This window comes from Martinezella sp. CNPSo 3732 (genome assembly GCF_057784515.1).
In genome coordinates this window covers 90,008-114,683 of sequence record NZ_JBXSOO010000010.1, presented here as the reverse complement: position 1 = coordinate 114,683, position 24,676 = coordinate 90,008, and the positions used below count along the sequence as shown (strand labels likewise).

Below are 24,676 nucleotides of genomic sequence, written 5' to 3'. Positions count from 1 at the left end.
GAAAGACATTCAGAGAGCGCGGTTTTTCCGCGCCCTCCTACCTAGTGGTCCGCCATCAGTTCTTCAGTGCGAAGGTCTCAAGCTTGTCGGCGTTGTCGGCGTTGATGAGGACGCAATCCATCAATTGCTTCTCATCCTTCGGCGCCGTCTTGTTTTTGATATAGGCGTCGGCTTGTTCGACCGCCTTCTGGGCCTGGGCGTAAGCCGGCTGCATGACCGTCGCCTTGATGCCGCCCGCCTTGATGGAGTCGCGGACATCGTTGGAGCCATCGAAGCCGACGACGATCACGTCCTTGCGGCCGGCGGCCTGCAGTGCGGCAATCGCACCCATCGCCATGGTGTCGTTGCCCGAAATCACGCCCTTGATATCGGGATTTGCCTGCAGGATGGTTTCCATCTTGGCATAGGCCTCAGTCTGGCTCCAGTTCGCCGACTGCTTGGCGACCAGCTTCAGGTCCGGATAGTCGTCGATGACGTCGTGGTAGCCCTGCGAGCGGATGCCGGCATTGGTATCGGCTTCGCGGCCGACGAGTTCGGCATAATTGCCCTTCTCGCCCATAAGCTTGACGAATTCCTGCGCGCCGAGCTGGGCGCCCTGGTAGTTGTTGGAAACGATCTGGGCGACGGCAATGCCGGTGACGTTGATTTCGCGGTCGATGAGGAAGGAAGGGATGCCCGCATCCTTGGCCTTCTTCAGGGCAGCGACGGTTGCGTCCGCGCCGGCATTGTCGAGGATGATGGCTTTGGCGCCACGTCCGATCGCGGTGTCGATGACTTCCGATTGCTTGTTGGCATCGTCGTCATGCGTCATGACGAGCGTCTCGTAACCCAGCTCTTTTGCCTTGGCTTCTGCGCCGACGGCCTCTGCCTTGAAGAATGGATTGTCGAAGGCCGGCGTGATGATGGCGATCAGATCGGCCGCGAAAGCCGGCATTGCCGTGCCCAGAGCCAGTGCAGCGGTAAAGGCTGCAAGTGTCAGTCTGCGTGTCAGTTTCATGGTCTCCTCCCAGTTATGAAACAAGCCCTGTTCCCGGCAGGGCGGCAAGGGGAGGGCTCTGCCCTCCCGGGGACATCGATCAGGTGATGCGACGGATGCTGTCTGCGATCTCCTGCGGCTCGAAAACCTTCTTCCAGTCGTCGCGCATGAGGGCAGGGATGCCGAATTCGATCGCCTTGTTGCAGGCATCGGAGAATACGCCGTCGACTTCCTTGAAGATGACGGCGCCAAGCACGTTCATATGGCCGAGCAGGAAGTCGCGGGCGGCTTCCGCCGGAACGCCGCGGGCGACACATTCATCCATGGCCTGGCGCATGACGACGAGCAGCGAGGCGCAAACCGTTTCGGAAAGGCCCGGCTCCAGCATCGCCATCTGCTCGACGGTGACGCGGTGCGAACGCATGACGGGCGCCCAGATGACCTTGGCGATTTCCTCGCCGAGAGCATAGGCACTTTCCGGACCCTGCATCAGCGCCGAAACGATATGCTGCTTGGCAAAGAGGCCACCGAAATGGTCCTTTTTGGCCTGCATGTCGGTCTCGTCGTTGAAGATCGGCGGATGGCAGGGATGGGTGACGAAATAGGTAAGATCGTCGCGGTTCGGCAGATGGCCCGCAAAGGGTGCGGCGGCGTCGAGAGCAACAACCATCGTGCCGGGCTTCAGCTTGTCGACGATGCCGGCGGCAACCTTGCCGATCGCGGTATCCGGTACTGCGAGGATCACGACGTCTGCGCCATCCAGCGCGGTATCGACGGGGACGCAATCGATGGAAAGGTCATTCTTCAGGCGGGCCTTGCCGGCATCGCTGACCTCGACATGGCGCACATCGAAGCGCGAGCCTTTCAGGTTCTTGGCGAGCCGGTAGCCCATTTTGCCGCCGGCGCCGAAAAGAGCAATTGCAGTCATGTTAGTACCTCGTTCACTTTCAGAATGTGGTATCGCAAGTGGTATAATGAGTCAATGAGCATGCCAATGGCATAGCGGAAAATGGCGAGGCTAGGATCCCCTACCGTCGCGGATCTGCGCGAAGTAATCGTCGGTGCCCACCTGTCCGCCTTTCAGCGCGATCTGCAGGCCATTGGTGAGCGCGTAGCTGCCATGGGCGGTGCAAAGCGGTGATCCCGGCGTTTGCGGTAATGGGAGAAGTGTCGTCAGCGCCTCGACCCGCAATTCCTTGAGCGCGTGGCTCGATGTGTCACCGCCGGCGATGACAGCGCGACCGAGATTTTCCTGCTCGATCAACCGTCGCAGGATCGTGCCGAGGGCTTGGCCGAGACGATGCCGGGCGCCAGGAATGCGGTCGATATCGCCGCCGCGGTCGGCGGATGGGCCGAGCGCCGTATGAAGAATGACGCTGCGGCCGGCCTTGAGGCTGGCCACGCCCGCAGCGACCGCTGCGTCCAGAGCACGCTCGGCGCTCTCGCCGACAAGCGACAAGGGGTCGAGATCGATGCCGTCAAAACTATCGGCTGTGGCGCGGCGGATTTGCCGTTCGGTCGTCGGCGATACGCTGCCGGAAACGACCGCGAGGCGATCGACCTTGCCGGGAGGAGCGAACTCCGGCTTCTCGTCGATCAGACCTTCGTTGCGCCAGGCATCGAGAAGGGCATATTCGACACCGGATGAGCCTGCGACGAAGGCGTTGCCCTTGCTTGCGAGACGCCATAGCTGATGTCCTGCGGCGGCCTGGGTTTCTGCACTATCGACGTCTAGCAGTAGGATACCCTCCTTGCCTCCCGTCAGCGCATCGATCCGCGCGTCGGCATCGGCTGTTCGGATCGTGGCGAGGTCCACGACGCTGACGGGGAGGGGCGTCTGCTTGCTCAGATGCAAGGTGAGATCGGCCTCATCCATTGGCGTAACGGGATGCCGGCTCATGACAGGATGGCGGTCGATGCGGAAGACCTGGCCCTGATAGGCCGCAAAAAGATGACCGAAAGCGGTGTAGCGTTTCAGCTGCGGCGCACCGACCACGACCGGCACGACGGACTGCGCAAAGAGTGCTTTGCCGATCTCGATCGCCCTGCCGATGTTGCCGACCTTCGGACTGGAATCAAAGGTTGAGCAGACCTTGTAGTGGCATATGGCGGCATCGAGGCTCTTCAGCCATGTGAAGACAGGCGTCAGATGCTCGTCCATCCATTGCGGCGTTTCGCTGCGGCTGGTGCCGGCAATGCCGATGGCGCGGCAGTCCTTGAACCGCTCTATTTCGCTCGGAACGCCAAGGAAGAGGGCTGTCGGCACACCGTTCGAGGCGAGAGCCTCCATGACGTCGGTGGAGCCGGTGAAGTCATCGCCGTAATAGCTGAGAAGAAGATTGGACATTGCTGTTAGGCGTCCTTGCCGTCACTGAATTTTGCGATCGAGGCGGCAAGCTCCGGATGATCCCTCGCATAATCAACAAGCGGTATGTCCGAAACCGCCGCCTGCCAGGCCTGCTGGATCGCTCGCACTCCAGCGGCTGGTCCGAAGGGGTGGCTGACGATGCCCCCGCCGCAGAGATAGAGAAGGTCCGTCGTCCGGCCGGTGCGCTGGTAGGTTTCGGGCGCCTGGCCACCCCATTGACCGGAACCGGCAACGGGGAGCGGACAGTCGGATGGGTCGAAAAGCGGCGTTCGGATCGCCTTGAAGGATTCGACGAAGCTGTCGTCCGGTTCCCAATATTTGACCCTGATGCCGTTGATCTGGAACTGATCGACGCCGAGCAAGCGCCAGAACTGCTGATATACCTTGAAATCCATGCCGGCGCCGGGATGGCGGGTCAGGATATCCCAGCCATTGCGGTGCGCATGCAGCACCAGCCCGGAGCGCTTGCGCAGGAAGCTCATGCCGCCGAAGCCGATGGAGTTGATATTGACAACAGCGCAATTGCCGCCAGCCTTCAGCACGAGATCGTGGTTGCGCATCATCTCATCGGGATCGGCATGCGAAATGCCAAAGGCATACATGACCTTCTTGCCCGTCTTCTGCTCGTGATTGAGGATCAACGGCATGATGGCTTCGACGCGCTCTTTTAGCGGCGAATAGGCCGGGCTCATGAGCTTCTCGTCGTCCTTGATGAAATCGACGCCCGAGCCGATCAGCTCGCCGACCAGTGCCGCCGTTTCCTTTGGCCGAAGGCCGAGCGCCGGCTTGACGATCGTGCCGATGATCGGGCGGCCGCTGACGCCGGTCAGGCGCAAGCTGCCGGCAACGCCGAATTGCGGGCCGGGATGCGCATCGCGGAAGGCCTCCGGCAGCTTCATGTCGACGATGCGGATGCCGGTCATGCCTTTGATCGAGAAGACGCCGGCGATCGCGATCGTCATCAGCGCCGCAAGATCGGTGCCGATCGCATCCAAAGGGAAGGCGATGTCGACATCGGCGCGACGGATCGGGCCATGGCCTTCAGCCACCTCGGTCCAGGTCGGACGCTCCGCGTCGGCAAGCGGGCGGATCGCGACGACACGCGCGGCCACGCGCGCCTTGAGCTCTTCCGTCTCGCCCGGCACAGCGACGAAGGTGCCTGTCGACTGATCGCTGGCGATCTTGCGAGCCATCGCCTCGATGCTGCCCGGCGTTTCGATACGGTAGGTGATGGTGATGGTCATGAGTGGATGAATGCTCCTCTCGCCGACGATTTTTCGCGTGGCGCAAACTGGTGATCTGGTATAATGAGTATTCCAACTTCTGCAACGATTTTTTTGTCCGGTTGCCGATAACGCGACTCGTATGGGCTTCCGCCCTGGCGGCCAAAAATGCATAAGGGAGGAAAAGCTTTGGGAAAGCGGGATTCCATGAGCCAGCCAGTCGAACAAATTGTACGTCGAAAACTATCCGATGAAGTATTCGACCGACTGGAACGGTTGATCACGTCGGGAGAGCTCAAGCCCGGGGACGAGATGCCGTCCGAGCGCGTTCTCATGGAGCGCTTCGGTGTCGGGCGTCCGGCGATCCGCGAAGCCATGCAGGCACTTGCCAATATGGGGCTGGTCAACATTTCCCACGGCGAACGCGCCAAAGTGCTTCAGTTGACGGCGAAGTCGATCTTCCGGCAGGTCGACCTCACCGCAAAGATCATGTTGTCGCAATCCTCCGACTCCCTTGAGCAGCTGAAGAGCGCGCGCATCTTCTTCGAGCGCGGCATGGCACGCGAAGCAGCCCAGCGCGCGAGCAAGAAGGATGTCGCCGACCTTAATGAGATCATCGAGCGGCAGCGCGCATCCCTCGGTCATGCCGAGGACTTCATTTCTGCCGATATGCAGTTCCACACGCGCATTGCGCAGATTTCCGGTAATCCGATCTTCGCCGCTGTCAGCGAAGCGATGCTCGCATGGCTGAAAGCCTATCACACCGACATGCTGATCTGGACGGGCAAGGAAAAGTTCACGCTGGTCGAACATGAGGAAATCCTTGCACGCCTGGCTGAAAACGATGCCGATGGCGCCGAGCAGGCAATGCTCAAGCATCTGGAAAGATCACGCGCGCTCTATACGAAGTGAACCCCTTAGTATTCGCCCTGCGACGGCACAATACCCACCGCCTTTGTCGTAATTCCTCCCCAATCCTTACGGAATCTGTTGGCACTCAAACGAGGTGTGCGTGATGATTGATTTCTTTCAGCGAAACATGGCGCTTTTCCTGGCCGCTCTCATGACGGCGGTGGCCATAACCCTCTACAATCTGAGCTGCCTTCTGCTCAGGCATCACCACACGATGCTGCACGATCTGCATCATGCGACAGGCGCCCTGGTCCTTCTCGCCGGCTTCTACACCATGATCCGCTACATGCAGGCGTTGCCCGATGACGAAGGCTAGAAATACGCCAAACTCCGAAATTCGAGCCGGCAATTTCAGATAGAGTTCAGCCTGCGCGGCTATATCCTCGCCCTGTCCCGATGCGAAATCGGTGACACCTTCACCAGGTGTTGCCGATTTCAAACTGGGAACCAGTTTCACAGCTAGTTCGTCGCACCACTCCGGTGCAAGCCCCCATGAACAACTGAGGATATCAAAACGTGGCTGATGTTTGTACGCAAGGCGTGGACACGGGCTTTGTCGCCCTGGGCTATGCCAAGATCGCAATTCTAGGCGTCGTGCAGGGATTGACGGAGCTGCTGCCGGTTTCGTCCACGGCCCATATGCGCCTGGTGCCGGCCTTGCTCGGCTGGCAGGACCCAGGTTCCGCCTTCTCGGCTACGATGCAGCTTGCCGCCCTAGCCGCGATCATTTCCTATTTCTGGAGCGACGTTCGCTACGTCACCTTCGGCTCGCTCGATGCCGTCAGGCAAAGGGACTGGAGCTCCCCTTCCATCCGCCTTGCGATCGCCATCGTGATCGCGACTGTACCGATCGTGATCGCCGGCCTGCTACTGTCGTCCTCCCTGAATGCCTGCGGCACGTCGTTGCGCAGCCTCTGGGTGATCGGCATCGCCTGCCTGGTCATGGGCTTGCTGCTGGCGATTGCGGAACTCTATAGCCGCCATCGGAAAGACATCGAGCAGATGACGCTGATTGATGCCCTTTTTGTCGGCATCACGCAGGTCGGTGCTCTTATCCCCGGTGTCTCGCGCTCGGGTTCGACGCTGACCGGCGCGCTCTTCCTCGGATTGAAGCGCGAGGAAGCCGCCCGATTCTCCTTCCTGCTCGGCTTGCCTGCCATTGCGCTCGCCGGCTTGAAGGAACTGTATGAGCTCCATAAGGCGCATATTCCGATGGAAGCCTGGTCGGTTTTGCTCGTCGGCCTGATCGTCGGCAGCATATCGTCCTTCATTACCATCTGGGGACTGATGCGCTTCCTGGAGCGTTTCTCGACCTGGCCTTTCGTCATCTATCGTATTGTGCTCGGCGCCGTCATCCTCTTTGGTGTGCTGACCATGGGCTGGGCATGAACAGACAGTCCTAATCGGCTGCGAAAGCTTAATTGGCGCTGCCTCTCCGGGCAGCGCCTTTTTTGTTCTCGAGCCGCTATCCGAAGACGAGACCGCCATCGACGATCAGGTTCTGTCCTGTAACGGCCCGTGCCCAGGGGCTTGCAAAGAAAAGAACCGCATCGGCAACCTCTTCGGGCGTGGTGACGCGGCGCAGCGGCGTATTCGCGGCAATGATGTCGAAAACGGCTTCCGGCGTGGCGCTGCTCGCATCCGTCGTGCGCAAAAGACCGCCGGAGACCATGTTGACGGTGATCCCAAGCGGACCGAGTTCGGATGCGGCCGTGCGAGTCAATGACAGCAACGCCGCCTTGGCGGCGGTATAATCGTGATAGGGCACCACCGGGTTCTGGAAGAGGTTGGTGCCAATCGTCACGATTCGCCCAAAGCCTGCCTGCGCCATCGCCGGGCGCGCCGCTTGTATCAGGTTCAAGGCGCCTTGCAGTGCGGTTTCCAGCTGTATCGCCATCTCGGCCCAGCTCAGGGTGTCCAATTTCGAGCGCGCATCGCCATTGAAACTGAAATCGGCAAGCGCGTTGTGGACGACGGTCGTGGGTGCGCCAAAATGCTCGGTCACCTCCGCGACAAGCCGCTTCGTTTCTCCGAGATCGCGGATATCGGCCTGGAAGGTTTTCGCATGACCGCCGAGGCCCGCTGAGAGCGCTTCTGCCCGCTCGCGGCTTGCGCGATAGTTGATGGCAACCTTTGCTCCCTCCCGGGCAAAGGCCGTCGCGATGGCGGCGCCGAGACCGCGCCCAGCGCCTGAAACGATCACGATCTGATCCTTGAGTAACAGGCTCATTTCTCTACTCCTTGTTTTTCTGCCAGAGCGCATGGAAATGCTGCACAGGTCCATGACCGCTTCCTACGGAAAGCTGGCCTGCGGCAGCAACCGCGGCGGCGAGATAGGCTTTGGCGGATGCAACGGCTTCGGCGAGCGACAGGCCTTTGGCGATCTCGGCGGCAATGGCGCTGGAAAGCGTGCAACCCGTTCCATGCGTATTCTTGGTCGGCAGCCGCTCGGCTTCGAACCAGGTAAGATGACCGCCGCTTGCGAGCACATCCGGGCTTTCATCCCCTTCGAGATGACCACCCTTGACGAGGACAGCCGAAGGTCCGAGCGCTGCCAACGCAAGCGCCTGGCGCGCCATGTCTTTGCGGCTTTTCGCCTCGGCGTCATGCAACAGCGCAGCCGCCTCGGGCAGGTTCGGGGTAACGACGGTCGCAAGCGGCAGCAATCGTGTGGTCAGCACGTCAATGGCATCGGCGGCGAGCAGGGCAGCGCCACCCTTGGCAATCATGACTGGGTCGAGGACGACGGGCACATCACGATGTCGCGCCAGAATGTCCGCGACGGCATCGGCGATGGCGGCATTGGCGATCATGCCGATCTTGACGGCATCCACGCGGATGTCGGCAAAGATCGCATTGATCTGGTCTGCCACAAAATGTGGAGGCACGGGATGGACGCCTGAGACGCCCTGCGTGTTCTGCGCGGTCAATGCGGTCAGAGCTGCCATTCCATAAACGCCGCGGGCGGAGAAAGCCTTTAGGTCGGCCTGAATGCCAGCGCCGCCGGAGGGATCGGAGCCAGCGATGGATAAGACATTGCGGATCATTGGCGAGCCTCCTTGATGGCTTTCGCGATGATGGTTGTCGCGGCTTGCGGGTCCGGTTGGCCGCAAATGGCCGAGACAACCGCGAGACCATCGGCTCCGGCCGAGTAAACGCTTGCGGCATGCTCTGCTTTCAGGCCGCCGATCGCGACTGATGGAACTGGGCAAAGCCTGACGATGCGGGCAAGCCCGTCGAAGCCGATCGGCCGCTTGTGGTCGGGCTTGGTGGGCGTGGCAAAGACCGGGCCGATCCCGGCATAGTCGACGATGCGGGCATCTATGGAGGAGGCAAGCGCTTCCGTTTCCACCGAGAGGCCGAGGATCATGTCCGGTCCGATCATGCGGCGGGCGTCGGCGGCATTCATATCTTCCTGGCCGATGTGAAGGCCGTCCGCGCCGATGGCGATGGCGGCCTCGACATTGTCGTTGACGATCAGCCGGACATTCGTTCCGTGCAGGATTTGCTTGAGGGCGCGGCCCGTCTCGATCATGGCAGCGGTCGAAGCCTCCTTGTCGCGAAGCTGGATGATGGTGGCGCCACCGGCCACTGCCGCCCGCGTTGTCTCCACCATGCCGAGATCACGGCATAGCAGCGGATCGAGGACGAGATAGAGCGAGAGATTGAAGTCTTTCTTCATGCTGCCGATATCCTTGCGTCGCGATCCAGCGTTTCCGGGGTGAGGGCGGCAAGGGCATCGAGGAAGCGCCAGGAGAAGGAGCCTGGGCCATCTGCAATTGCTCCCGCCTGTTCGCCGGCAACGGCAAAGACGGCAAGCGCCGCTACCGTCGCGTCGAATGGATCATCCGAAGCTGCCGCCGCAAACGCACCGACGAGGCATGTTAGCGAGCATCCAAGTGCGGTTACTTGCGGCATCAATGGCGAACCACCTGCGATGCGCTTCGCCTTCTGCCCATCCGTCACAAAATCCGTAACGCCGGTGACTGCCACCACGCAGCTGTGCTTTTCCGCAAGCTGACGGGCGGAATCTTCCGCCTGCTCGACGGCATCCCTGCTATCGACGCCCTGGCCGCGGCTCGTGCCGCCGGCAAGCGCGATGATCTCGGATGCGTTGCCGCGAATGATTGTCGGCTTTAATTCCAGCAAGCGCGCGATGGCACCGCGACGAAACGCAGTCGCATAATGGGCGACGGGATCGAGGACCCAGGGTTTGCCCACCTCGTTTGCCGACTGCGCGGCCTTCAACATGCCGGCAAGCCAGCCGGACGAGAGCGTGCCGATATTGATTGTCAGTGCGCCGGAGATAGCGGCAAACTCGCCGGCTTCCTCTTCGGCATGTACCATTGCCGGCGATGCCCCGGCGGCAAGCATCACATTGGCCGCGATATTCATGGCGACGAAATTGGTGATGCATTGCACCAGCGGAGGATTGGCCCGCATGGTGCGAAGCTGATTGCCTGCTGTGATTTGGTTCTGCATATCGCCCCTTCTTTCGGGCGGGCGAGACGCGTGGGGACGACGTGCAGTGTTTCGCGAGGTCCCGAGCGACTCCCTCCGCCAGCATGATCTGGTTCAGGTTCGAAGGGTGCTTCTCAGCCCGCCGAATGGCGGACGCCCCTGTCTCTCATCTCTCTTCTTTTCGCAGACAAAGGAGGCGCTGTCATCAGCAAATCGCAAAGGCAGGCGTGATCGACAGGATGACGACCGCCTGCTTTTCGGGCGACATATGCAGAATTTGCATAGGTGCAGTGATTCCTTAGCTCTGCAAAAAGCCGAGGGTTTCGACTATATATTTCTCATCGAAGCGACGGGAGCGCCAAGCACGGCAGCTCAGCTTCGAAAGCCCAAGGAAAGGGGATCATCATGAACGTAGCACGCTCTTTCAATAACTGGCGCAAGTATCGTCAGACGGTCGCCGAACTGGGCCGTATGTCCACGCGCGAACTGCATGATCTGGGTATCGATCGCGGCGAAATCCGCAACGTTGCCCGCGCAGCGATCGCTCGCTAACGGCCGCAACGGCTCCTTATAAAAGCTGCATTATGCCAGCGCCTGTTCCCCCGAGCAGGCGCTTTTGCTTTGTGGGCATCCCGCTCATTCTTCGCCGTGCTGGTTGAAGATTGCGTTCGATCTAGCTGCCCGGTTTTCGCATGGCGCATAACTGCCTTGCAAAGAAATGCCTATGAACTGAGCAAAAGACTGGTATGTTTGTCTTTATCGAAGCGATGCACCTCCTCCCGCATCCCTTCGCTTGGCAGACGTCCTTATCCTCCTCCCAGGGACGGCTGCAGGAATAGCGGAACTCCTCCTCCCATCCGCTGTTCGGTTCTTGTAAAAAGCCTGCCGCTCCTCCTCCCGCGGCAGGCTTTTTCGTTTCATGAACCTCCAGACATTTCCAATGGCCTAACGTGGTCGAAGAGTCCGCGCCCTAACCGGGGCGGCAAGAGCGCTTCCGAGTTAAAGAGTGCGCATTCTCCTCTCGCAAAAATGAAGAGCGGCCCCTATGTGCGACCTATGTAGCGCGCTACATCGAAGATCGCCCAAATTCGATTCCCGAAAAAGGAGGATGCCCATGACCGGTTCTGCCGAATATACGCCGCCGAAAATCTGGACCTGGAACAAGGCCAATGGCGGCCAGTTCGCCAATATCAATCGCCCGATCGCCGGCCCTACCCACGAGAAGGAACTGCCTGTGGGACGCCATCCCCTTCAGCTCTATTCGCTTGGAACGCCGAACGGCGTGAAAGTCACCATCATGCTCGAAGAGCTGCTGGCGCTTGGTCACAGCGGCGCGGAATATGATGCCTGGCTGATCAAGATCGGTGAGGGCGATCAGTTCGGCAGCGGTTTCGTCGACGTCAATCCGAACTCCAAGATTCCGGCCTTGCTCGACCGCAGCGGGCCTAAGCCGGTCCGCGTTTTCGAATCGGCCTCGATTTTGATGTACCTCGCCGAAAAGTTCGGCGCCTTCCTGCCGACCGAGCAGCCGGCTCGTGCCGAATGCATCTCCTGGCTGTTCTGGCAGATGGGCAGCGCTCCCTATCTCGGCGGCGGCTTCGGTCACTTCTACGCCTATGCGCCGACGAAGATCGAATATGCGATCGACCGTTTTGCCATGGAGGTGAAGCGTCAGCTCGATGTTCTCGATCGCCGCCTGGCCGAAAGCGAATATATAGCCGGCAGCGACTACACGATTGCCGATATCGCCATCTGGCCGTGGTACGGCGGTTTGGCCAAGGGGTGGCAGTATGGCGCGGCCGAGTTCCTGCAGGTGCAGGACTACAAGAACGTGCAGCGCTGGGCCGAGCAAATCTACTCGCGTCCTGCCGTCAAGCGCGGCCGCATGGTCAACCGCATGTCGGGCGATCCATCCGAGCAGCTGCGTGAGCGCCACGATGCCAGCGACTTCGATACGAAGACGCAGGATAAGCTGGAAGCAGCCGGCTGATATGCCAATTCGCTTTGCAGAAATGAGCTCGCGACCCTCCGGATCGCGAGCTTTTTTATTTTGCTTACTGCGGGTGCTGCCGGCCTTGGCAAGTCAGCCTCGCTCCATCTTGTGAAGCGTAATGTTCGGCTGCCGAGGCTCCCCCGCTCGGCATAGACCGCAGCGCGATTCTGCAAAGCGTGTCGACATTGGCGAAAGAGGAATGCTTCTCCATGCAGCAAATTGCTGACGATTGTGCCCTGGATGAAAACATGACCGCGGGTGCGGCGTCGCAGCAGCGAGGCGAGGCGAGGGATACGCTCCTGAAGTACCTGGTGTCGGGAGGCGATGAGCGGCTGGATTGCGATCCGGTCAGCGGGCTCAACATGTATGGCTATGGTCCGGCACCGCGGCCCGAAGATCTCGCTTTCGGCTCGTCGACGGCATCCACCATCTCCGCCGCCGCCTTCGCCGCGGTCGAATCCTATTACGCGGATCTGATGAGGGCGATGGAAGCGGGATCGTCGGCGGCTGTCTACGATCGCGAAATCAAGCACGTGCGTGACGATCTGCTGCGCTTACTTGGCTTGAGTCAAAACTCGGCCGCCCGAATCGATGCGATCCTGGCCACATCGGGCACAGACATCCACCTTTTTTCGGCCGCGCTGCTGGCGGGCGAGGATGAACGTGCCCTGATGACCATCACGCTGATGGGGAACGAAACGGGCAGCGGCGTCATGATGGCGTCGGCCGGGCGGCATTTCATGAGCCGTGTCAGTAGCGCACGGACCGTTGCCAAGGGCGAGGAATTGCGACCGGGGAATGCCACGCGCAACGCCACGATCGCCGTGCGCAACAAGGATGGTTCTCTTCGTGCCGATAGCGAGGTGGAGGAGGAGTTGCGCGGCCTTATCGAGCTTGCTCGCGCAGCCGGCCTCAGATGCCTGCTTGTGGTAACCGATGTATCGAAGACCAGCCTCCTAGCGCCAGGTCTCGAGACCGTTCTGCGTCTGAAGGAGCGCTTCGGGACGGTGCTGGATATCATGATCGACGCCTGCCAGTTTCGTCTGTCGGCGGCAACGATCCGGGCCTATCTCGCACATGGTTTCATGGTCGCGCTCACGGGTTCGAAATTCCTTGCAGGGCCGATTTTCAGCGGCGCGCTTCTGTGCCCGCCGCAAATGTCGGCGCGCTTCAAGTCGCGTATGCTGCCCGCCGCTCTGGCGGATTACTGCGGGAAAGCGGAGTGGCCAGAAGACTGGGCCGCTCGCGACCTTTTGCCGGAGCGTGCCAATCTCGGCCTGCTGCTGCGCTGGAAAGCCGCGCTGTTCGAGCTCGAACGCCTCGTCGGCGTAGCCGAAGATCGCATGATTGCCGTCTTGTCCGCTTTTGCCGACGCCGTCTCTGATCGTCTTGCGAACGATCCGGCTTTCGAGCCTTTGCAGAGCCGGCCATTGGACCGGCGTGCGCTGTGGGGCGCATCATCGGCTCTTCGCTGGGACGAGATTCCCTCCATCTTTTCGTTCTACCTGCGCAATTGCACGAATGGCGCGGTGCTGACGGCGACGGAAATGGCTGCCGTTTACAAGGATTTGGCTGCCGGCGGCAATGGAGTTGCGTTGGTGCGTCTCGGGCAGCCCGTTCGCTGCGCCGATTTTGGTGATGTGCCGGCGAGTGCCCTTAGAATTTGCCTGAGCGCGCCGCTGGTCGTGGCCGCTTCCAGAAGCGATGAAGCCTTTGGGGCGGTGGTCGCGCAAGCGATGCTGGTTCTGGATCGCACCGCCGAGACAGCAGCCCGACTAAGCGACGGTCCCAATGCCAGGGAGATGCGCCGCAGCGCCTGAAGCGCATCACGGAAACGCGCTTCAGCTGGCGTGGTGGCTCATCGGCAATGGGATCATGAGCCTCGGCGATCATCTCCGTCAAAGCCGGCAAAATCGCCTCTGACGATGCCGTGTCGCTGAAGCTTGTCATAAAAGGTCTTCCTGGGAATGCCGAGCGCTTCGATGGTGCGGCGTACGTCGCCATTGTTCTGCGACAGGGTTTCGCGGATGAGTTCGGCTTCGTAGCGCTCTACTCGAAGGGGCAAAGGCAAGCCTTCATCCGCCGCCGGCGCTTCGTCGGATTTTACCGTTGTTGCCGATTCGAGACCGAGCACGAAGCGCTCGGCAAAATGCGAGAGTTCACGAACATTGCCCGGCCAGTCATGTTCTCGCAGATGGCGGCGCACCGTTGTGGATATGGCCGGCACCTCGCGCTTGAAGCGGCCGGCGGCGCGATCGGCGAAATGGCCGAAGAGCAGGGGAATGTCGTCGCGCCGCTCACGCAATGGCGGAATGGAGAGCGTGACGACGTTGAGGCGATAGTAGAGATCTTCGCGGAAATCGCCCCGCTGGCGGGGATCGCCGAGATCGACTTTCGCTGCCGCGACGACGCGAAGATCGACGGGGCGGACCTCATTGGTGCCGAGCGGTGTCACCTCGCGCATTTCCAACACGCGCAGCATCTGCACCTGGATTGCCGGCGGCATGCTTTCGATCTCGTCGAGAAACAGGGTGCCAGCGCTTGAATGCTCGATGCGCCCGACGCGCTTCTTCTGGGCGCCCGTAAAAGCGCCCGGCTCATGGCCGAAAAGCTCACTCTCGATCACGGTTTCGGGCAGTGCACCGCAGTTCAGCGCAACGAAATTACCGTTTGCGCGACGGCTCCAGCGATGCAGCAGGCTTGCCACCACTTCCTTGCCGCTGCCGGTCTCGCCCGTGACAAGCACATCGACATCCGTATCGGCGATCTGCCGCAGCGTATGCCGCAGCCGTTCAATTGCGGGGGTCTGGCCGATTAGCGGCAGATCGCTCTGGGCCTGCTCCGCTGCCTGCCGCAGCGCCCGATTTTCGAGCACAAGGCGTCGCTTCTCGGCCGCGCGCCGCACGCTCTGCACAAGCCGATCCGTGGCGAAGGGCTTCGCGATGAAATCATAAGCGCCATCCTGGATCGCCTGCACCGCCATCGGAATATCGCCATGACCAGTCACCAGAATGACCGGCAGATCGGCGTCGAGCGCCTTGATGCGGGCAAAGAGCTGCTGCCCGTCCATTTGCGGCATGCGAATATCGGAAACGACGACACCGGCAAAATCGGCCCCGAGAGCATGGAGCGCTTCGGCAGCAGCAGAGAAGGCGGAAACGGCAAAGCCAGCCAGTTCAAGCGTCTGCTTTGTCGCCCTCAACAGATCCCTATCGTCGTCGATCAGGAAAACCGGGGAACTCTCACTCATGGTGTAGCCTTGCGCAGATGGACGGTGAAGTGGGTGCCGCTGCCATTGCTCTCGACGTCGATCCGGCCGCCATAATCGACGACGATATCCTTCGAAATGACGAGACCAAGACCGAGGCCCTTTTCCTTGGACGTGTTGAAGGGTGTAAACAGCGAGTCGAGGATTGCCGCGGGAATACCGGGACCGTTATCCGAAACCACGATCTCGACTTCATCCGGAGTTTCGCGCACCGATACCTCTACCTTGGCTTCGTCACGACCTTCCAGGGCTTCCAGAGCATTCTGAAAGAGGTTGATCAGCACCTGTTCCAGCCGGATGCGGGTGCCGACAACACCGAGCCCCGTTGGTGGCAGCTCGATCTTGAGCGCATCCAGGCGGCCGGCAAAGCGGCTTCTGAGCAGGACGACGGCTCCCTCGATCACGCTTCTGAGGTCAACCGGCTCGGGTGCAGTCCTTCCCTTGCGGGCGAAGGCCTTCAGTTCTTCGGTGATTGTGCCGATACGCTCGGTCAGCGCCGCGATTGCCGAAAGGTTTTCCTTCACCGGCTCTGTCAGCCGCCGATCAAGGAAGACATTGGCATTGTCCGCATAGGCACGGATCGTCGCGACCGGCTGGTTGATTTCATGAGCGACGCCGGCGGCGACCTGACCCAGGATGGCAAGGCGATTGGCTTGCACGAGATCCTGCTGCACACCTTGCAGCTTGGCTTCCGTCGCACGGTGGTCGGCAATTTCCGCCTCCAGCCGGTCGCGGGCCTGGCTGAGATCCTCCGTGCGCTCGAGAACCCGGCGTTCCAACTCCTCACGCGCGATCCTGCTGACGGCGATCTGCATAGCCGATACATCGCGGCGGCGCAGCAGGAAAGCGGCGAATGCAAGGATCGGCAGAAGGACGGTCAAGGTAAGGAAGCGCGTCTCGCGCACGGATGAGGCGATCGCCTGATCGGTCGGTATCAGGTAGCCAAGCCGCCAGGGCGTCGATGGAACCGCGACTGTCAGCTGCAAATATTCCGCAGCGCTGCTTCCGGGCAGAATGGCGCGCACGATGGTTGCATCCGGGCCAACTTCTTCGGGATGGCTGACTGGAAGCGGCGAAAGGGGTGCTGCGCCGAATTGCAGGCTTTTTCGAATCGCGTCGGCTTCCTCGCGCGCAAGGGGGGCAGTCGTCATGAAGCGCCATGAGGGCAGGCTGGTGATGAGCACGACACCGCGTTCGTCGGTCACGTAAGCGGGGCGGCCGGTCTCGCTCCAGTCAGCCTCCAGCTGATCAAACTCCATCTTCACGACAACGACACCGAGCGCGGAGCCGACATCGCCGACGCGCCGGGAAATGTAGAGGCCGGGGCGATTGCTGACCGTGCCGAGCGCATAATGTTCCGCGGTTCCCGTTTCCATGGCTTTGCGGAAGTAGTCACGGAAGGAATAGTCATTGCCCACGAAGCTCAAGGGCTCGCGCCAGTTGCTGGAGGCCATGGCAACGCCGTCTTTACCGGTGACGTAAAGGACGGATGCGCTGGTGCCCGAGACAAGGCTTTCCAGCTTGCGGTCGAGAGCGACAACATCGTCGATGTGCTTCTCGGCGAGCGCATCTCGCACCTGCTGATCATCAGCGAGCAAGAGGGGCAAGGCGCGCGGACGTTCGAGGACTGCACGCAGCAGGGCAACCTTGAGGTTCGCATCCGTGTGCCCCTGTCGCTTTAGCGCTTCTATTGCCGAAAGCCGACCATAGAAATTCGCACCATAAAGACCAGCCGCAATGACCGCCGCACTTAGAAACGCGAACACGAGCCAGACCCGGCGGGAGCGCCGGCCCAGTTGCTCGGGCGTTAGAAATCGTTCGTTGGCCGGGCGCTGCAGCATTGCTGTATTGTGCATGATTTCGCGCGCACCGCAATTCGATCTGTGCGGATAGTCGCACAGGTCGATGATCTTCGATCGGCTCAGGAAATTAAAAGTCAACAAAAGCAATACGTTAAAATCATGGCGGGCATTTGGCACGGTCATTGCAAAGGATGACGAAACAGTCGGAGGCTGTTGAATTCTAGTCGTCGCCCGGAGGGCCGAGAGATCGGTTGGGCTTAACGGAGGACATCATGATTGCTCCCATCGCTGCCGCGCAAACGCGCGCCAAAGTTCCCTTCTACCGGCATCTCTACGTGCAGGTTCTCACCGCCATCGCCGCCGGCATCCTGCTTGGTCACTACTATCCGCAGCTCGGCACGTCGTTGCAGCCACTCGGTGATGCCTTCATCAAGCTCGTGCGCATGGTCATCGCGCCCGTCATCTTCCTGACGGTCACGACAGGCATCGCTGGCATGTCGGACCTGAAGAAATTCGGTCGTGTGGTCGGCAAGTCGTTCATCTACTTCCTGACCTTCTCGACTTTGGCGCTGATCGTCGGTCTCATCATTGCCAACGTCGTGCAGCCGGGTGCCGGCATGCACATCAATCCGGCGACGCTAGATACGAAGGCCGTCAACAACTATGCGGCGCAGGCCCATGACGCGTCGGTTGTCGGCTTCCTGATGAACATCATTCCGGATACGATCGTCGGCGCTTTCGCCAAGGGTGATATTCTCCAGGTGCTGTTCTTCTCGGTAGTCTTCGGTATTGCGCTTGGCGCTGCCGGCGAACGCGGCCGCCCGGTGACCGATTTCCTGCAGGCATTGACCACGCCGATTTTCCGCATGGTTGCCCTGCTGATGAAGTTCGCTCCTATCGGTGCCTTCGGCGCGATGGCGTTTACCATCGGCAAATATGGTATCGGCACGATCGCCAATCTGGCCTTCCTGATCGGCACCTTCTATGCCACATCGCTGCTGTTTGTTCTCGTCGTGCTCGGGGCCGTCGCCCGCTATAACGGCTTCTCGATCCTGGCGCTGATCCGCTACATCAAGGAAGAGCTGCTGCTGGTGCTCGGCACCTCATCGTCCGAAGCCGCATTGCCGGGCCTGATGAACAAGATGGAGCGTGCCGGCTGCAAGCGCTCCGTCGTCGGCCTCGTCATTCCAACGGGTTACTCCTTCAATCTGGACGGCACCAATATCTACATGACGCTGGCGGCGCTGTTCATTGCGCAGGCGACCGATACGCCGCTGACTTTCGGCGACCAGATCCTGCTGCTGCTCGTCGCCATGTTGAGCTCCAAGGGTGCTGCCGGCATCACGGGTGCAGGCTTCATCACGCTTGCTGCGACCCTCGCAGTCGTACCGTCGGTTCCGATCGCGGGCATGGCGCTGATCCTCGGCATCGATCGCTTCATGTCGGAATGCCGCGCCCTGACCAATTTCGTTGGCAATGCGGTAGCCACGGTCGTCGTCGCCCGTTGGGAAAACGAGCTCGACCAGACCAAGTTTGCCGCCGCCATGGCGGGGCAATTGAGCGAAGAAATCGAGGTGCCTGCCCTGCAGGCCGCCGAGTAAACTTCGCATCATCCTCCCAGGGATGAAACGGCCTCTTCGGGGGCCGTTTTTTCGCTTTCGTGCCGTTCGATCACAGTTTCGTGTACCACCGCCAGACGGCTGATCCCTCCAGTGTCATCAACAGCCGCCTTCATAAAACTGTCACCGCAACGGCTCACAGCATCATACCGACAATTGTGAATTTCGACGAAACCCGAGCGGACAGGAGGGCAGCGTGTCACAGACGACTTTTGTGAACGCCAGCCAGCCAGTTTCGAGAGGCGTGTGCGTCGATCGGCCATATCGCGAGTAGCGCACATGGCCTCCTCACTCTCAGCACAGCAAAAAGCCTTGCGACGGTCGGGGAGCTTTCTGTCCGAGCTTGCCTCTCATGCGGAGGAGTTGCTGCACGGCCAGGTCCATGAGCAATATGCGGCCATTTGCTACAGGAAGGTATCCGAATGCGAGGATGCCGAGATGCTCCTCGTCACCAGTCGTGAAAGCGGCCGATGGGTTGTTCCCAAGGGTTGGCCGATCAAGGGCAAGAAACCATACGAGGTTGCTGCCATCGAGGCTTATGAAGAAGCCGGAGTGCGCGGCAAAGTGAAGAAAAAGCCTTTCGGCTATTTCACCTATCTGAAACAGCTTGCCGACGGCAATCGCGTCCCCTGCATTGTCGGACTGCATCTGCTTGAGGTTGATCAGACCTTGCAGGACTTCCCGGAGCGAGGCCAACGCCGCGTCGAGTGGGTCTCCTTCATCGAGGCAGCCAATCGTGTGCGTGAACCGGAACTCAAGGGGCTCCTGCTGGCGGCCGAGCGGAAGGCGCGCAAGGCAAAGGGCAGGAGGTGATCGCCATCGTTACAGGGTGGTTCGCAGTCGGCCGGTCGGCGGCCGTCGTCGGAAGACGGTGCGCACCAGCGTTCATTCCTCTGTAACCGTGACGTGTTGTCGCTATCACAGAATATTAAATCGCGACATTAGCCGAGAGCCAGGCGATTGGCAGCTATGCGCTTCCGTGCTTGCCCTCGCCGTATTGATGCCTATATTGACGCAGCGTTCGGCCGTGTCTGTTTAGGTCGATATGCCTCATGGCTGCAATAGCTGCCTTCACCCGGCAACGAATTGGCCGGCGGACTTTGGAAGGAGAAATTTCATGTCCATTACTCCGAATAATATCGATAGTTCAAAGGTTTCTACCGTTCCTGATGGTGAGATTGCTGCTGCGGTGCGGCAGGCGCGTGAAGCCATCGGTTACACGATTGACGACCTCTCGGAGACCTGTGGCCTCACCAGTGAGGAAATCACAGAAATCGAGGCTGGTGCAGAGGCCGATCCAGCGAAGCTTCGCCGCATTGCTACCGCATTGCAGGTTCCTCCATCGACTTTCTTCATCGTCTGAGCAGGCGGCGCACTTCGGTGCGCCCCTTCAACGTTCCGACGGGTTTTTCGTCGCAAAACACTGCAGATTTTGGCGCGACATGCTCCGGTTTGGCATGATGGCTCTCAAAGAGAGCTATGCGCTCACGAGGAGAGATCTCCATGCCGAAGAGAGTCCGTTTCGGCCGCGGATGTCTATCGGCTTTTTAAGCGAAAACTTCTGTAATTATACATCGAAAATAAGCCAGTATCCGAGTGATTTTGTAGGTAATCGCTCTTTCTCCTGTAGCGATACTGGTCAAAATCGTTTCAAAGCTTTAACCTGTGCCAATCAAATACGTTTTATTAGTCGTACTTTTATCGAAACAGCATAATGCGGCAGTGCCTGCCGTAGATGAGATGTATTCGATAATGCTCAGTGGGACATACAGGCATGGGGCGGAATGATAAGAATGGCGGCGCCGACCTCGATCATGGCGAGCAGCTCGTTAATTCGATTCCTGTTGAAGTTCCCAGTCGTCAAACGAACGCGGATTATCGCCTGGCTTTACCCCCGGAGCGAACACAAGCCGAAGAGAGCAGTTTGGGTCGTGCGCCAGCTGAAGAGGACAAACTGGCAGCCCTAGACCGGATCGCTCGGGATATGACATTGCTCGCCACACTCGTGACGAGACGGCGACACGCCAAATCCGAAAGCACCGAGGATCAAGATCAGGCGCCGCTAAGTGACGCCTCCAACGATCCAGAAGAATTGGCATTCGCGCCTATCGGCATCGCACCGCGTGATGGTGACGAGATTCAATTCATCGGTTCGATCAGTCAAGCCGTAGAGTATCTTACGACGCAATGGCCGATCCGTAGCGGAGATGCCTTCGAAGAAGCGTTACAAGCCTGTATCGACGGCGTCAAAGGTAGAGCCTCGCCTGAACAGGTTCGCTCTGCCTTCCTCAAAGCAGCAGGTGCGGCCAGTATACGCGTCATTCCGTCCGGCGATTAAGCCGCCAGTCTGCCAAAGCTTCCTGTCCCATGGACTCACAGAACCTTTGCAGCGTGCGAGAAAGACGCAAGCGCATGGCGAACTGCGCATGGTATAACCGAGGAGGCCCAACCGGTTCTTGAAGCAAGGCGGCCGGGCCTCCCGTCCATCGCAAATTGGCGGTTGCGACAGCTACGAAGATGTGGCTTGCCACTGCCCTGTCGTCCATACGCAAAGCGACAGCAGAGGTCTGATTGCGCCTGACGTTGGAAAGCAGGTTTCAAAGTAAGCCGTTGCCTAACGCCGGCACGCAACTTGTCCCGCAATGCTACAGCTCGATATGCCGAGTTCTTCCCCGTGTGAATGCAGCGCGAGCACAGCCCATATGCGTCTGCTTCAGCGCATGCTTTGCGGACCGGGTTCTTTCCGAAAAGATTGATGGCTCAGGGCGTTGAGCGCAGTTGGGAGGCCAGACGTTCCTTCAAAGGGTCCGCCCCGTCAGGCCTCCCGGCGCAGCAGATTGGTATCTGCGGTAGCGCTCGAAACCTGCAGAACAGCGCGTGGACTGTCTATATCGAAAACGACAGGTTGCATCCGATTGCGTCATCGGAATTGACGGCGGTCTTTCGTCGGCGGAGCGAGTTGTCCGCATGCAGCAACGCGGAGCGCTCCGCCTGATTCTAAATCGCGTTGATCGTCAATGGCAAATTCCGGAATTTGGATGCTCGCTAAAGTATAGAATCAGAATTACCTCAATACATATTGCGACAGCATCATACAAATAATGTATAGTTTATAAAAATATTTATTAGCAATTACGTATTTACAGCTATAATCGCGTCGATATTATGGCCTCAACGTGAACTTTCACAAGTTACATGTTGAATCTCGTGAATTCCTTTAAGGAGAATTTTCGAATGCGCAAGTTTTTGGGATCCACCGTTTTCCTGATGGCGGCGGTTGCGGGGAGTACCGTTTATGCAGCAGACCTTGCGGTTTCCACGCCGCCTCAAGCTCCTATTGAAGCTGCGCCGGTATTTTCATGGACCGGCTTCTATGTGGGTGTGAACGCCGGCGGCGGTTTTGGCGGCAGCGATGATGTTGGTTTCCATTCCTTCGGAAATTACCTCGGCAGATACGGCAAGCTCGAAGGGTCCGGTTTTCTCGGTGGCGGTCAAATCGGTTACAATTATCAGTTCGACCCCAACTGGGTAGTCGGCCTCGAAGCCGATTTTCAGGGTGCTGACATCAGTGACTCCTTCAGAAACGGCACCGCAAGCGCATCTTCCAAGATCGACTGGTACGGCACCGTCCGTCCTCGCATCGGTTATGCCTATGACAATACTTTGTTCTATGGCACCGGCGGTCTCGCCTATGGGCATGTCGATTACAAGGGTGCATTGGCCGGCGTAAGTTTCGACGATGACAAGACCAAGACTGGCTGGACCATAGGTGCGGGCGTCGAACATGCTTTCACTGACCATGTGACGGCAAAACTCGAATATCAGTATGTCGATTTCGGCAGCAGCAACATGGGCGGGGATGCGCTCAACTCCAAAGCCAGCCTTGATTTCCATGCCGTTCGGGTGGGTCTGAACTACAAGTTCTGACGGCAGCTTTGCCCTAAAATACAACATGTCAATCTGTCGGAGGGGATAACAACATGGCTTTGATTGGCATCAACCTAATCAACAACGGCACGACCAGGATTGATAGTAGCAATGCCGGCACTCCCTCGGATAGCATCCAACTCAATCTTGTTGCCAAAGGCACAGTGATTGTTGACAGCGTTGATGTCGAGATCAGTAGCATCGTCGGCATCGGCGCGGCTTCAAATACAACGATCAAAGCGATTGGTGGTGCGAATGTGACAATCAATGCCGGTCTCGCAAATGTCGGGGCCGCTTCGACCTATACTTATGCGATAGGTGCCAATTCGAGTATTACGGCGGATGTGGGCCTGCTTACCGTTGATCTTTTGAACGGAGCTACCGTGGATTTTGCCGATGCAAATGGCAGTGGGCTTTTCGCCTACGATCCAGGCGGCATCAATTTGAGCCTCTCGGCCCCGCCGAACGTCGTAAACGTTCAATCAGGAGACAGGATAGAGGTGGTAGGCTCGAACGTCGTCTCTCAAGCAGGGAATACCATCACCTTCTTCGGCGGTTTGCTGAATGCGATACCGTTCGGCTCCTATACTATACCCATGGGTGTCACCTACACCTATGATGCCAACACGGATAGCCTGACTTTTACGAGCTGCTTCCTGCGTGGCACACTCATCCGCACACCCGAGGGAGATACTCCGGTCGAGGATTTGCGGGCTGGCGATCTTGTGGTCACCCACAAAGGCGTTGCGGAAATCAGATGGGTCGGACGGCGCCGGATTGATCCGAAGGCGATCGATAAGCCACGCGATACCCTTCCGGTTCGCATACAGGCGGGCGCCCTTGCCGAAAACGTCCCGTCCCGGGATCTTTACGTTTCGCCGGACCGTTGCATGTTTCTGGAGGAATCGTTGATTCCAGCAAAGTTCCTCCTCAACGGGACGACGATCACGCAGGAGACGACTTTAGTGCCGTTCGAGTATTACCATATCGAGCTCGAACAGCATTCGATCATTCTTGCCGAAGGCGCACAGACCGAGACATATCTCGCTCTTGGTGGTCGTATGTCTTTCCTTGAGCCTGGTGTATTGCGGTTCGGTTCCTTTGCAAGCACGGCAACGCGCACCTGGAACGACTGGTGCTATCCGCCAGTCTATGCCGGCAGAGTGCTCCAGCAGGCCCGTATGTCTATCGAAAGGCGGGCGGAGGAAATGGGCTATCGAGTCCGCGAGGCTGAAGCATCCTGACGGTTTCGTCCTATTTACTGGATGTGGATCCGGTCAATGGACGAGCTTCGAGAGAGCTACCGGTCGCCTCGAAAACACGCGGGTCCTTTTCCATCCCGCGTTCTCCCTGTTTTGAGTATCTGCCGATTGTCACGACTACTCATCCTTACCTGTTGTTTTACAAAGGGGATACACATCAACTCCCCATCGACCTGACGGCATAACGATAGGTGTCGATCTTAGGGCTATAATGCGCTCACAAGATCTTCACTGCTTATGCACGTTAAGATTGTTAAATAGCCAAATCTATGCCTTCCTTCAGTGGTTCTCAACGCCACAACTTCGGCACATCGGTGCCTTCAGGGACGTCCATCCCACTATCGGAAACGACAATCTCCGCGAGTACCCTGATGGTGCGCGGCTCGGCGATGGCGAAATAATCGAGCATTGCTGCAGAGCAAGAATACCTCGCGCTGCGTAGCCGATTTCAATCCGAGCGAACCCCATTCTCAAACCTCAAAATCTTGCTGAGAAAAGCTGGCGAACGATCGATCGGCGGCCTTTAGACGGTAAGCGAGGCGCCCCGAATCTCCATCACGGCGGACGCTGCACCCATCTCACAACCAGTGTGATTCCGCTTTGGAAAGTCAATTACGCTTCGGAGAAAATCAGAAAAAATCTCTGTTAAACTATGATCATAAAGATTTTGTCGCGTTTTATACTGTTGTGACGGGAATGGTGTGGCAGGGGCGGGATTGCCTGGACAAGAGTGCTGATGGTCTTTGCATGCTCTGGAGTTCCTCGTGCTACGGCGTTGAAGGAGATGTGCGAAGGGCGAACCGAAGCTCCATCGTCCTACGCGATGAGGGTCAGCATAGACTAGTTCTGAACTCGTTTACTTCAA

At 59.0% G+C, this 24,676-nt stretch carries 22 protein-coding genes and 1 riboswitch; of the genes, 12 read left to right on the top strand and 10 right to left on the bottom strand.

From position 1 onward, the window contains the following. Positions 1-55: 55 nt before the first annotated feature. The 4 genes from AC13RM_RS17905 to oiaX all read right to left on the bottom strand — a co-directional run bounded on the left by AC13RM_RS17905 (position 56) and on the right by oiaX (position 4,588). Positions 56-997: a D-ribose ABC transporter substrate-binding protein gene (locus AC13RM_RS17905; protein WP_095436537.1), complete on the bottom strand. Its 942-nt coding sequence runs from the start codon at positions 995-997 to the stop codon at positions 56-58. A 79-nt stretch (positions 998-1,076) separates the two neighbouring features. Then, positions 1,077-1,904 (bottom strand): phosphogluconate dehydrogenase C-terminal domain-containing protein, encoded by an 828-nt coding sequence (locus tag AC13RM_RS17900; protein WP_113231193.1) that lies wholly within the window; start codon positions 1,902-1,904, stop codon positions 1,077-1,079. Between the two features lie 90 nt (positions 1,905-1,994). Next, entirely contained in the window at positions 1,995-3,323 is a 1,329-nt protein-coding gene (locus AC13RM_RS17895) for a four-carbon acid sugar kinase family protein (protein WP_374818141.1), read from the bottom strand. Positions 3,324-3,328: 5 nt separating this feature from the next. Further along, positions 3,329-4,588 carry a 3-oxo-isoapionate-4-phosphate decarboxylase OiaX gene (gene oiaX, locus AC13RM_RS17890; RefSeq protein WP_488555370.1) on the bottom strand — a complete coding sequence of 420 codons (1,260 nt, stop codon included), beginning with the start codon at positions 4,586-4,588 and terminating at the stop codon, positions 3,329-3,331. 186 nt (positions 4,589-4,774) lie between these two features. Between oiaX and AC13RM_RS17885 the strand changes: the two genes are divergently transcribed. The 3 genes from AC13RM_RS17885 to AC13RM_RS17875 all read left to right on the top strand — a co-directional run bounded on the left by AC13RM_RS17885 (position 4,775) and on the right by AC13RM_RS17875 (position 6,868). Then, positions 4,775-5,479 (top strand): transcriptional regulator NanR, encoded by a 705-nt coding sequence (locus tag AC13RM_RS17885; protein WP_069615499.1) that lies wholly within the window; start codon positions 4,775-4,777, stop codon positions 5,477-5,479. A gap of 103 nt (positions 5,480-5,582) precedes the next feature. Beyond that, positions 5,583-5,795, top strand: coding sequence for a hypothetical protein (locus AC13RM_RS17880; protein WP_285172075.1), 213 nt, complete (start codon positions 5,583-5,585; stop codon positions 5,793-5,795). Positions 5,796-5,995: 200 nt separating this feature from the next. Continuing rightward, the gene (locus AC13RM_RS17875) at positions 5,996-6,868 is read left to right on the top strand and encodes an undecaprenyl-diphosphate phosphatase (protein ID WP_285172076.1); all 873 of its coding nucleotides are present in this window, start codon (positions 5,996-5,998) and stop codon (positions 6,866-6,868) included. 76 nt (positions 6,869-6,944) lie between these two features. Here AC13RM_RS17875 and AC13RM_RS17870 read toward each other — a convergent pair whose 3' ends face one another. From AC13RM_RS17870 to thiM, 4 genes are read right to left on the bottom strand one after another with little or no spacing between them, the layout of a single operon-like run. Continuing rightward, positions 6,945-7,709, bottom strand: a complete 765-nt coding sequence (locus AC13RM_RS17870; RefSeq protein WP_488555369.1) for a 3-oxoacyl-ACP reductase — start codon at positions 7,707-7,709, stop codon at positions 6,945-6,947. A 4-nt stretch (positions 7,710-7,713) separates the two neighbouring features. Further along, complete coding sequence (thiD, locus tag AC13RM_RS17865) at positions 7,714-8,526, bottom strand: bifunctional hydroxymethylpyrimidine kinase/phosphomethylpyrimidine kinase (protein ID WP_488555368.1); 813 nt, start codon at positions 8,524-8,526, stop codon at positions 7,714-7,716. Next, positions 8,523-9,161: a thiamine phosphate synthase gene (gene thiE, locus AC13RM_RS17860; RefSeq protein ID WP_488555367.1), complete on the bottom strand. Its 639-nt coding sequence runs from the start codon at positions 9,159-9,161 to the stop codon at positions 8,523-8,525. The genes thiD and thiE overlap by 4 nt, the downstream gene beginning before the upstream one ends. Then, entirely contained in the window at positions 9,158-9,961 is an 804-nt protein-coding gene (gene thiM, locus AC13RM_RS17855; protein ID WP_488555366.1) for a hydroxyethylthiazole kinase, read from the bottom strand. Before thiM ends, thiE begins: the two co-directional genes overlap by 4 nt. Positions 9,962-10,014: 53 nt before the next feature. Then, positions 10,015-10,111: riboswitch (TPP riboswitch) on the bottom strand. Between the two features lie 234 nt (positions 10,112-10,345). On the opposite strand from thiM, the gene AC13RM_RS17850 reads away from it, so the two are divergent. The 3 genes from AC13RM_RS17850 (at position 10,346) to AC13RM_RS17840 (ending at position 13,753) form a co-directional block, all read left to right on the top strand. Beyond that, the gene (locus tag AC13RM_RS17850) at positions 10,346-10,492 is read left to right on the top strand and encodes a DUF1127 domain-containing protein (protein ID WP_015342994.1); all 147 of its coding nucleotides are present in this window, start codon (positions 10,346-10,348) and stop codon (positions 10,490-10,492) included. A 562-nt stretch (positions 10,493-11,054) separates the two neighbouring features. Continuing rightward, complete coding sequence (yghU, locus tag AC13RM_RS17845; protein WP_113231202.1) at positions 11,055-11,930, top strand: glutathione-dependent disulfide-bond oxidoreductase; 876 nt, start codon at positions 11,055-11,057, stop codon at positions 11,928-11,930. 212 nt (positions 11,931-12,142) lie between these two features. Then, positions 12,143-13,753 carry a hypothetical protein gene (locus tag AC13RM_RS17840; protein ID WP_488555365.1) on the top strand — a complete coding sequence of 537 codons (1,611 nt, stop codon included), beginning with the start codon at positions 12,143-12,145 and terminating at the stop codon, positions 13,751-13,753. A gap of 53 nt (positions 13,754-13,806) precedes the next feature. Here AC13RM_RS17840 and AC13RM_RS17835 read toward each other — a convergent pair whose 3' ends face one another. Next, positions 13,807-15,183 (bottom strand): sigma-54-dependent transcriptional regulator, encoded by a 1,377-nt coding sequence (locus AC13RM_RS17835; protein ID WP_488555364.1) that lies wholly within the window; start codon positions 15,181-15,183, stop codon positions 13,807-13,809. Continuing rightward, the gene (locus AC13RM_RS17830; RefSeq protein WP_488555363.1) at positions 15,180-17,057 is read right to left on the bottom strand and encodes a sensor histidine kinase; all 1,878 of its coding nucleotides are present in this window, start codon (positions 17,055-17,057) and stop codon (positions 15,180-15,182) included. Before AC13RM_RS17830 ends, AC13RM_RS17835 begins: the two co-directional genes overlap by 4 nt. Positions 17,058-17,275: 218 nt before the next feature. Here AC13RM_RS17830 and AC13RM_RS17825 point away from each other — a divergent pair, with 218 nt between their 5' ends. The 6 genes from AC13RM_RS17825 (at position 17,276) to AC13RM_RS17800 (ending at position 23,793) form a co-directional block, all read left to right on the top strand. Continuing rightward, the gene (locus AC13RM_RS17825; RefSeq protein WP_167078163.1) at positions 17,276-18,604 is read left to right on the top strand and encodes a dicarboxylate/amino acid:cation symporter; all 1,329 of its coding nucleotides are present in this window, start codon (positions 17,276-17,278) and stop codon (positions 18,602-18,604) included. Positions 18,605-18,901: 297 nt separating this feature from the next. Continuing rightward, positions 18,902-19,435: an NUDIX hydrolase gene (locus AC13RM_RS17820; protein ID WP_167078165.1), complete on the top strand. Its 534-nt coding sequence runs from the start codon at positions 18,902-18,904 to the stop codon at positions 19,433-19,435. 304 nt (positions 19,436-19,739) lie between these two features. Further along, entirely contained in the window at positions 19,740-19,985 is a 246-nt protein-coding gene (locus AC13RM_RS17815; protein WP_092706051.1) for a helix-turn-helix domain-containing protein, read from the top strand. A 411-nt stretch (positions 19,986-20,396) separates the two neighbouring features. Continuing rightward, on the top strand, positions 20,397-20,960 hold the full coding sequence (locus AC13RM_RS17810; protein ID WP_440479034.1) for a DUF982 domain-containing protein: 564 nt from the start codon (positions 20,397-20,399) through the stop codon (positions 20,958-20,960). 857 nt (positions 20,961-21,817) lie between these two features. Further along, on the top strand, positions 21,818-22,549 hold the full coding sequence (locus AC13RM_RS17805; protein WP_440479035.1) for an outer membrane protein: 732 nt from the start codon (positions 21,818-21,820) through the stop codon (positions 22,547-22,549). 53 nt (positions 22,550-22,602) lie between these two features. Then, complete coding sequence (locus tag AC13RM_RS17800; RefSeq protein ID WP_167078167.1) at positions 22,603-23,793, top strand: Hint domain-containing protein; 1,191 nt, start codon at positions 22,603-22,605, stop codon at positions 23,791-23,793. Positions 23,794-24,676: the final 883 nt, after the last annotated feature.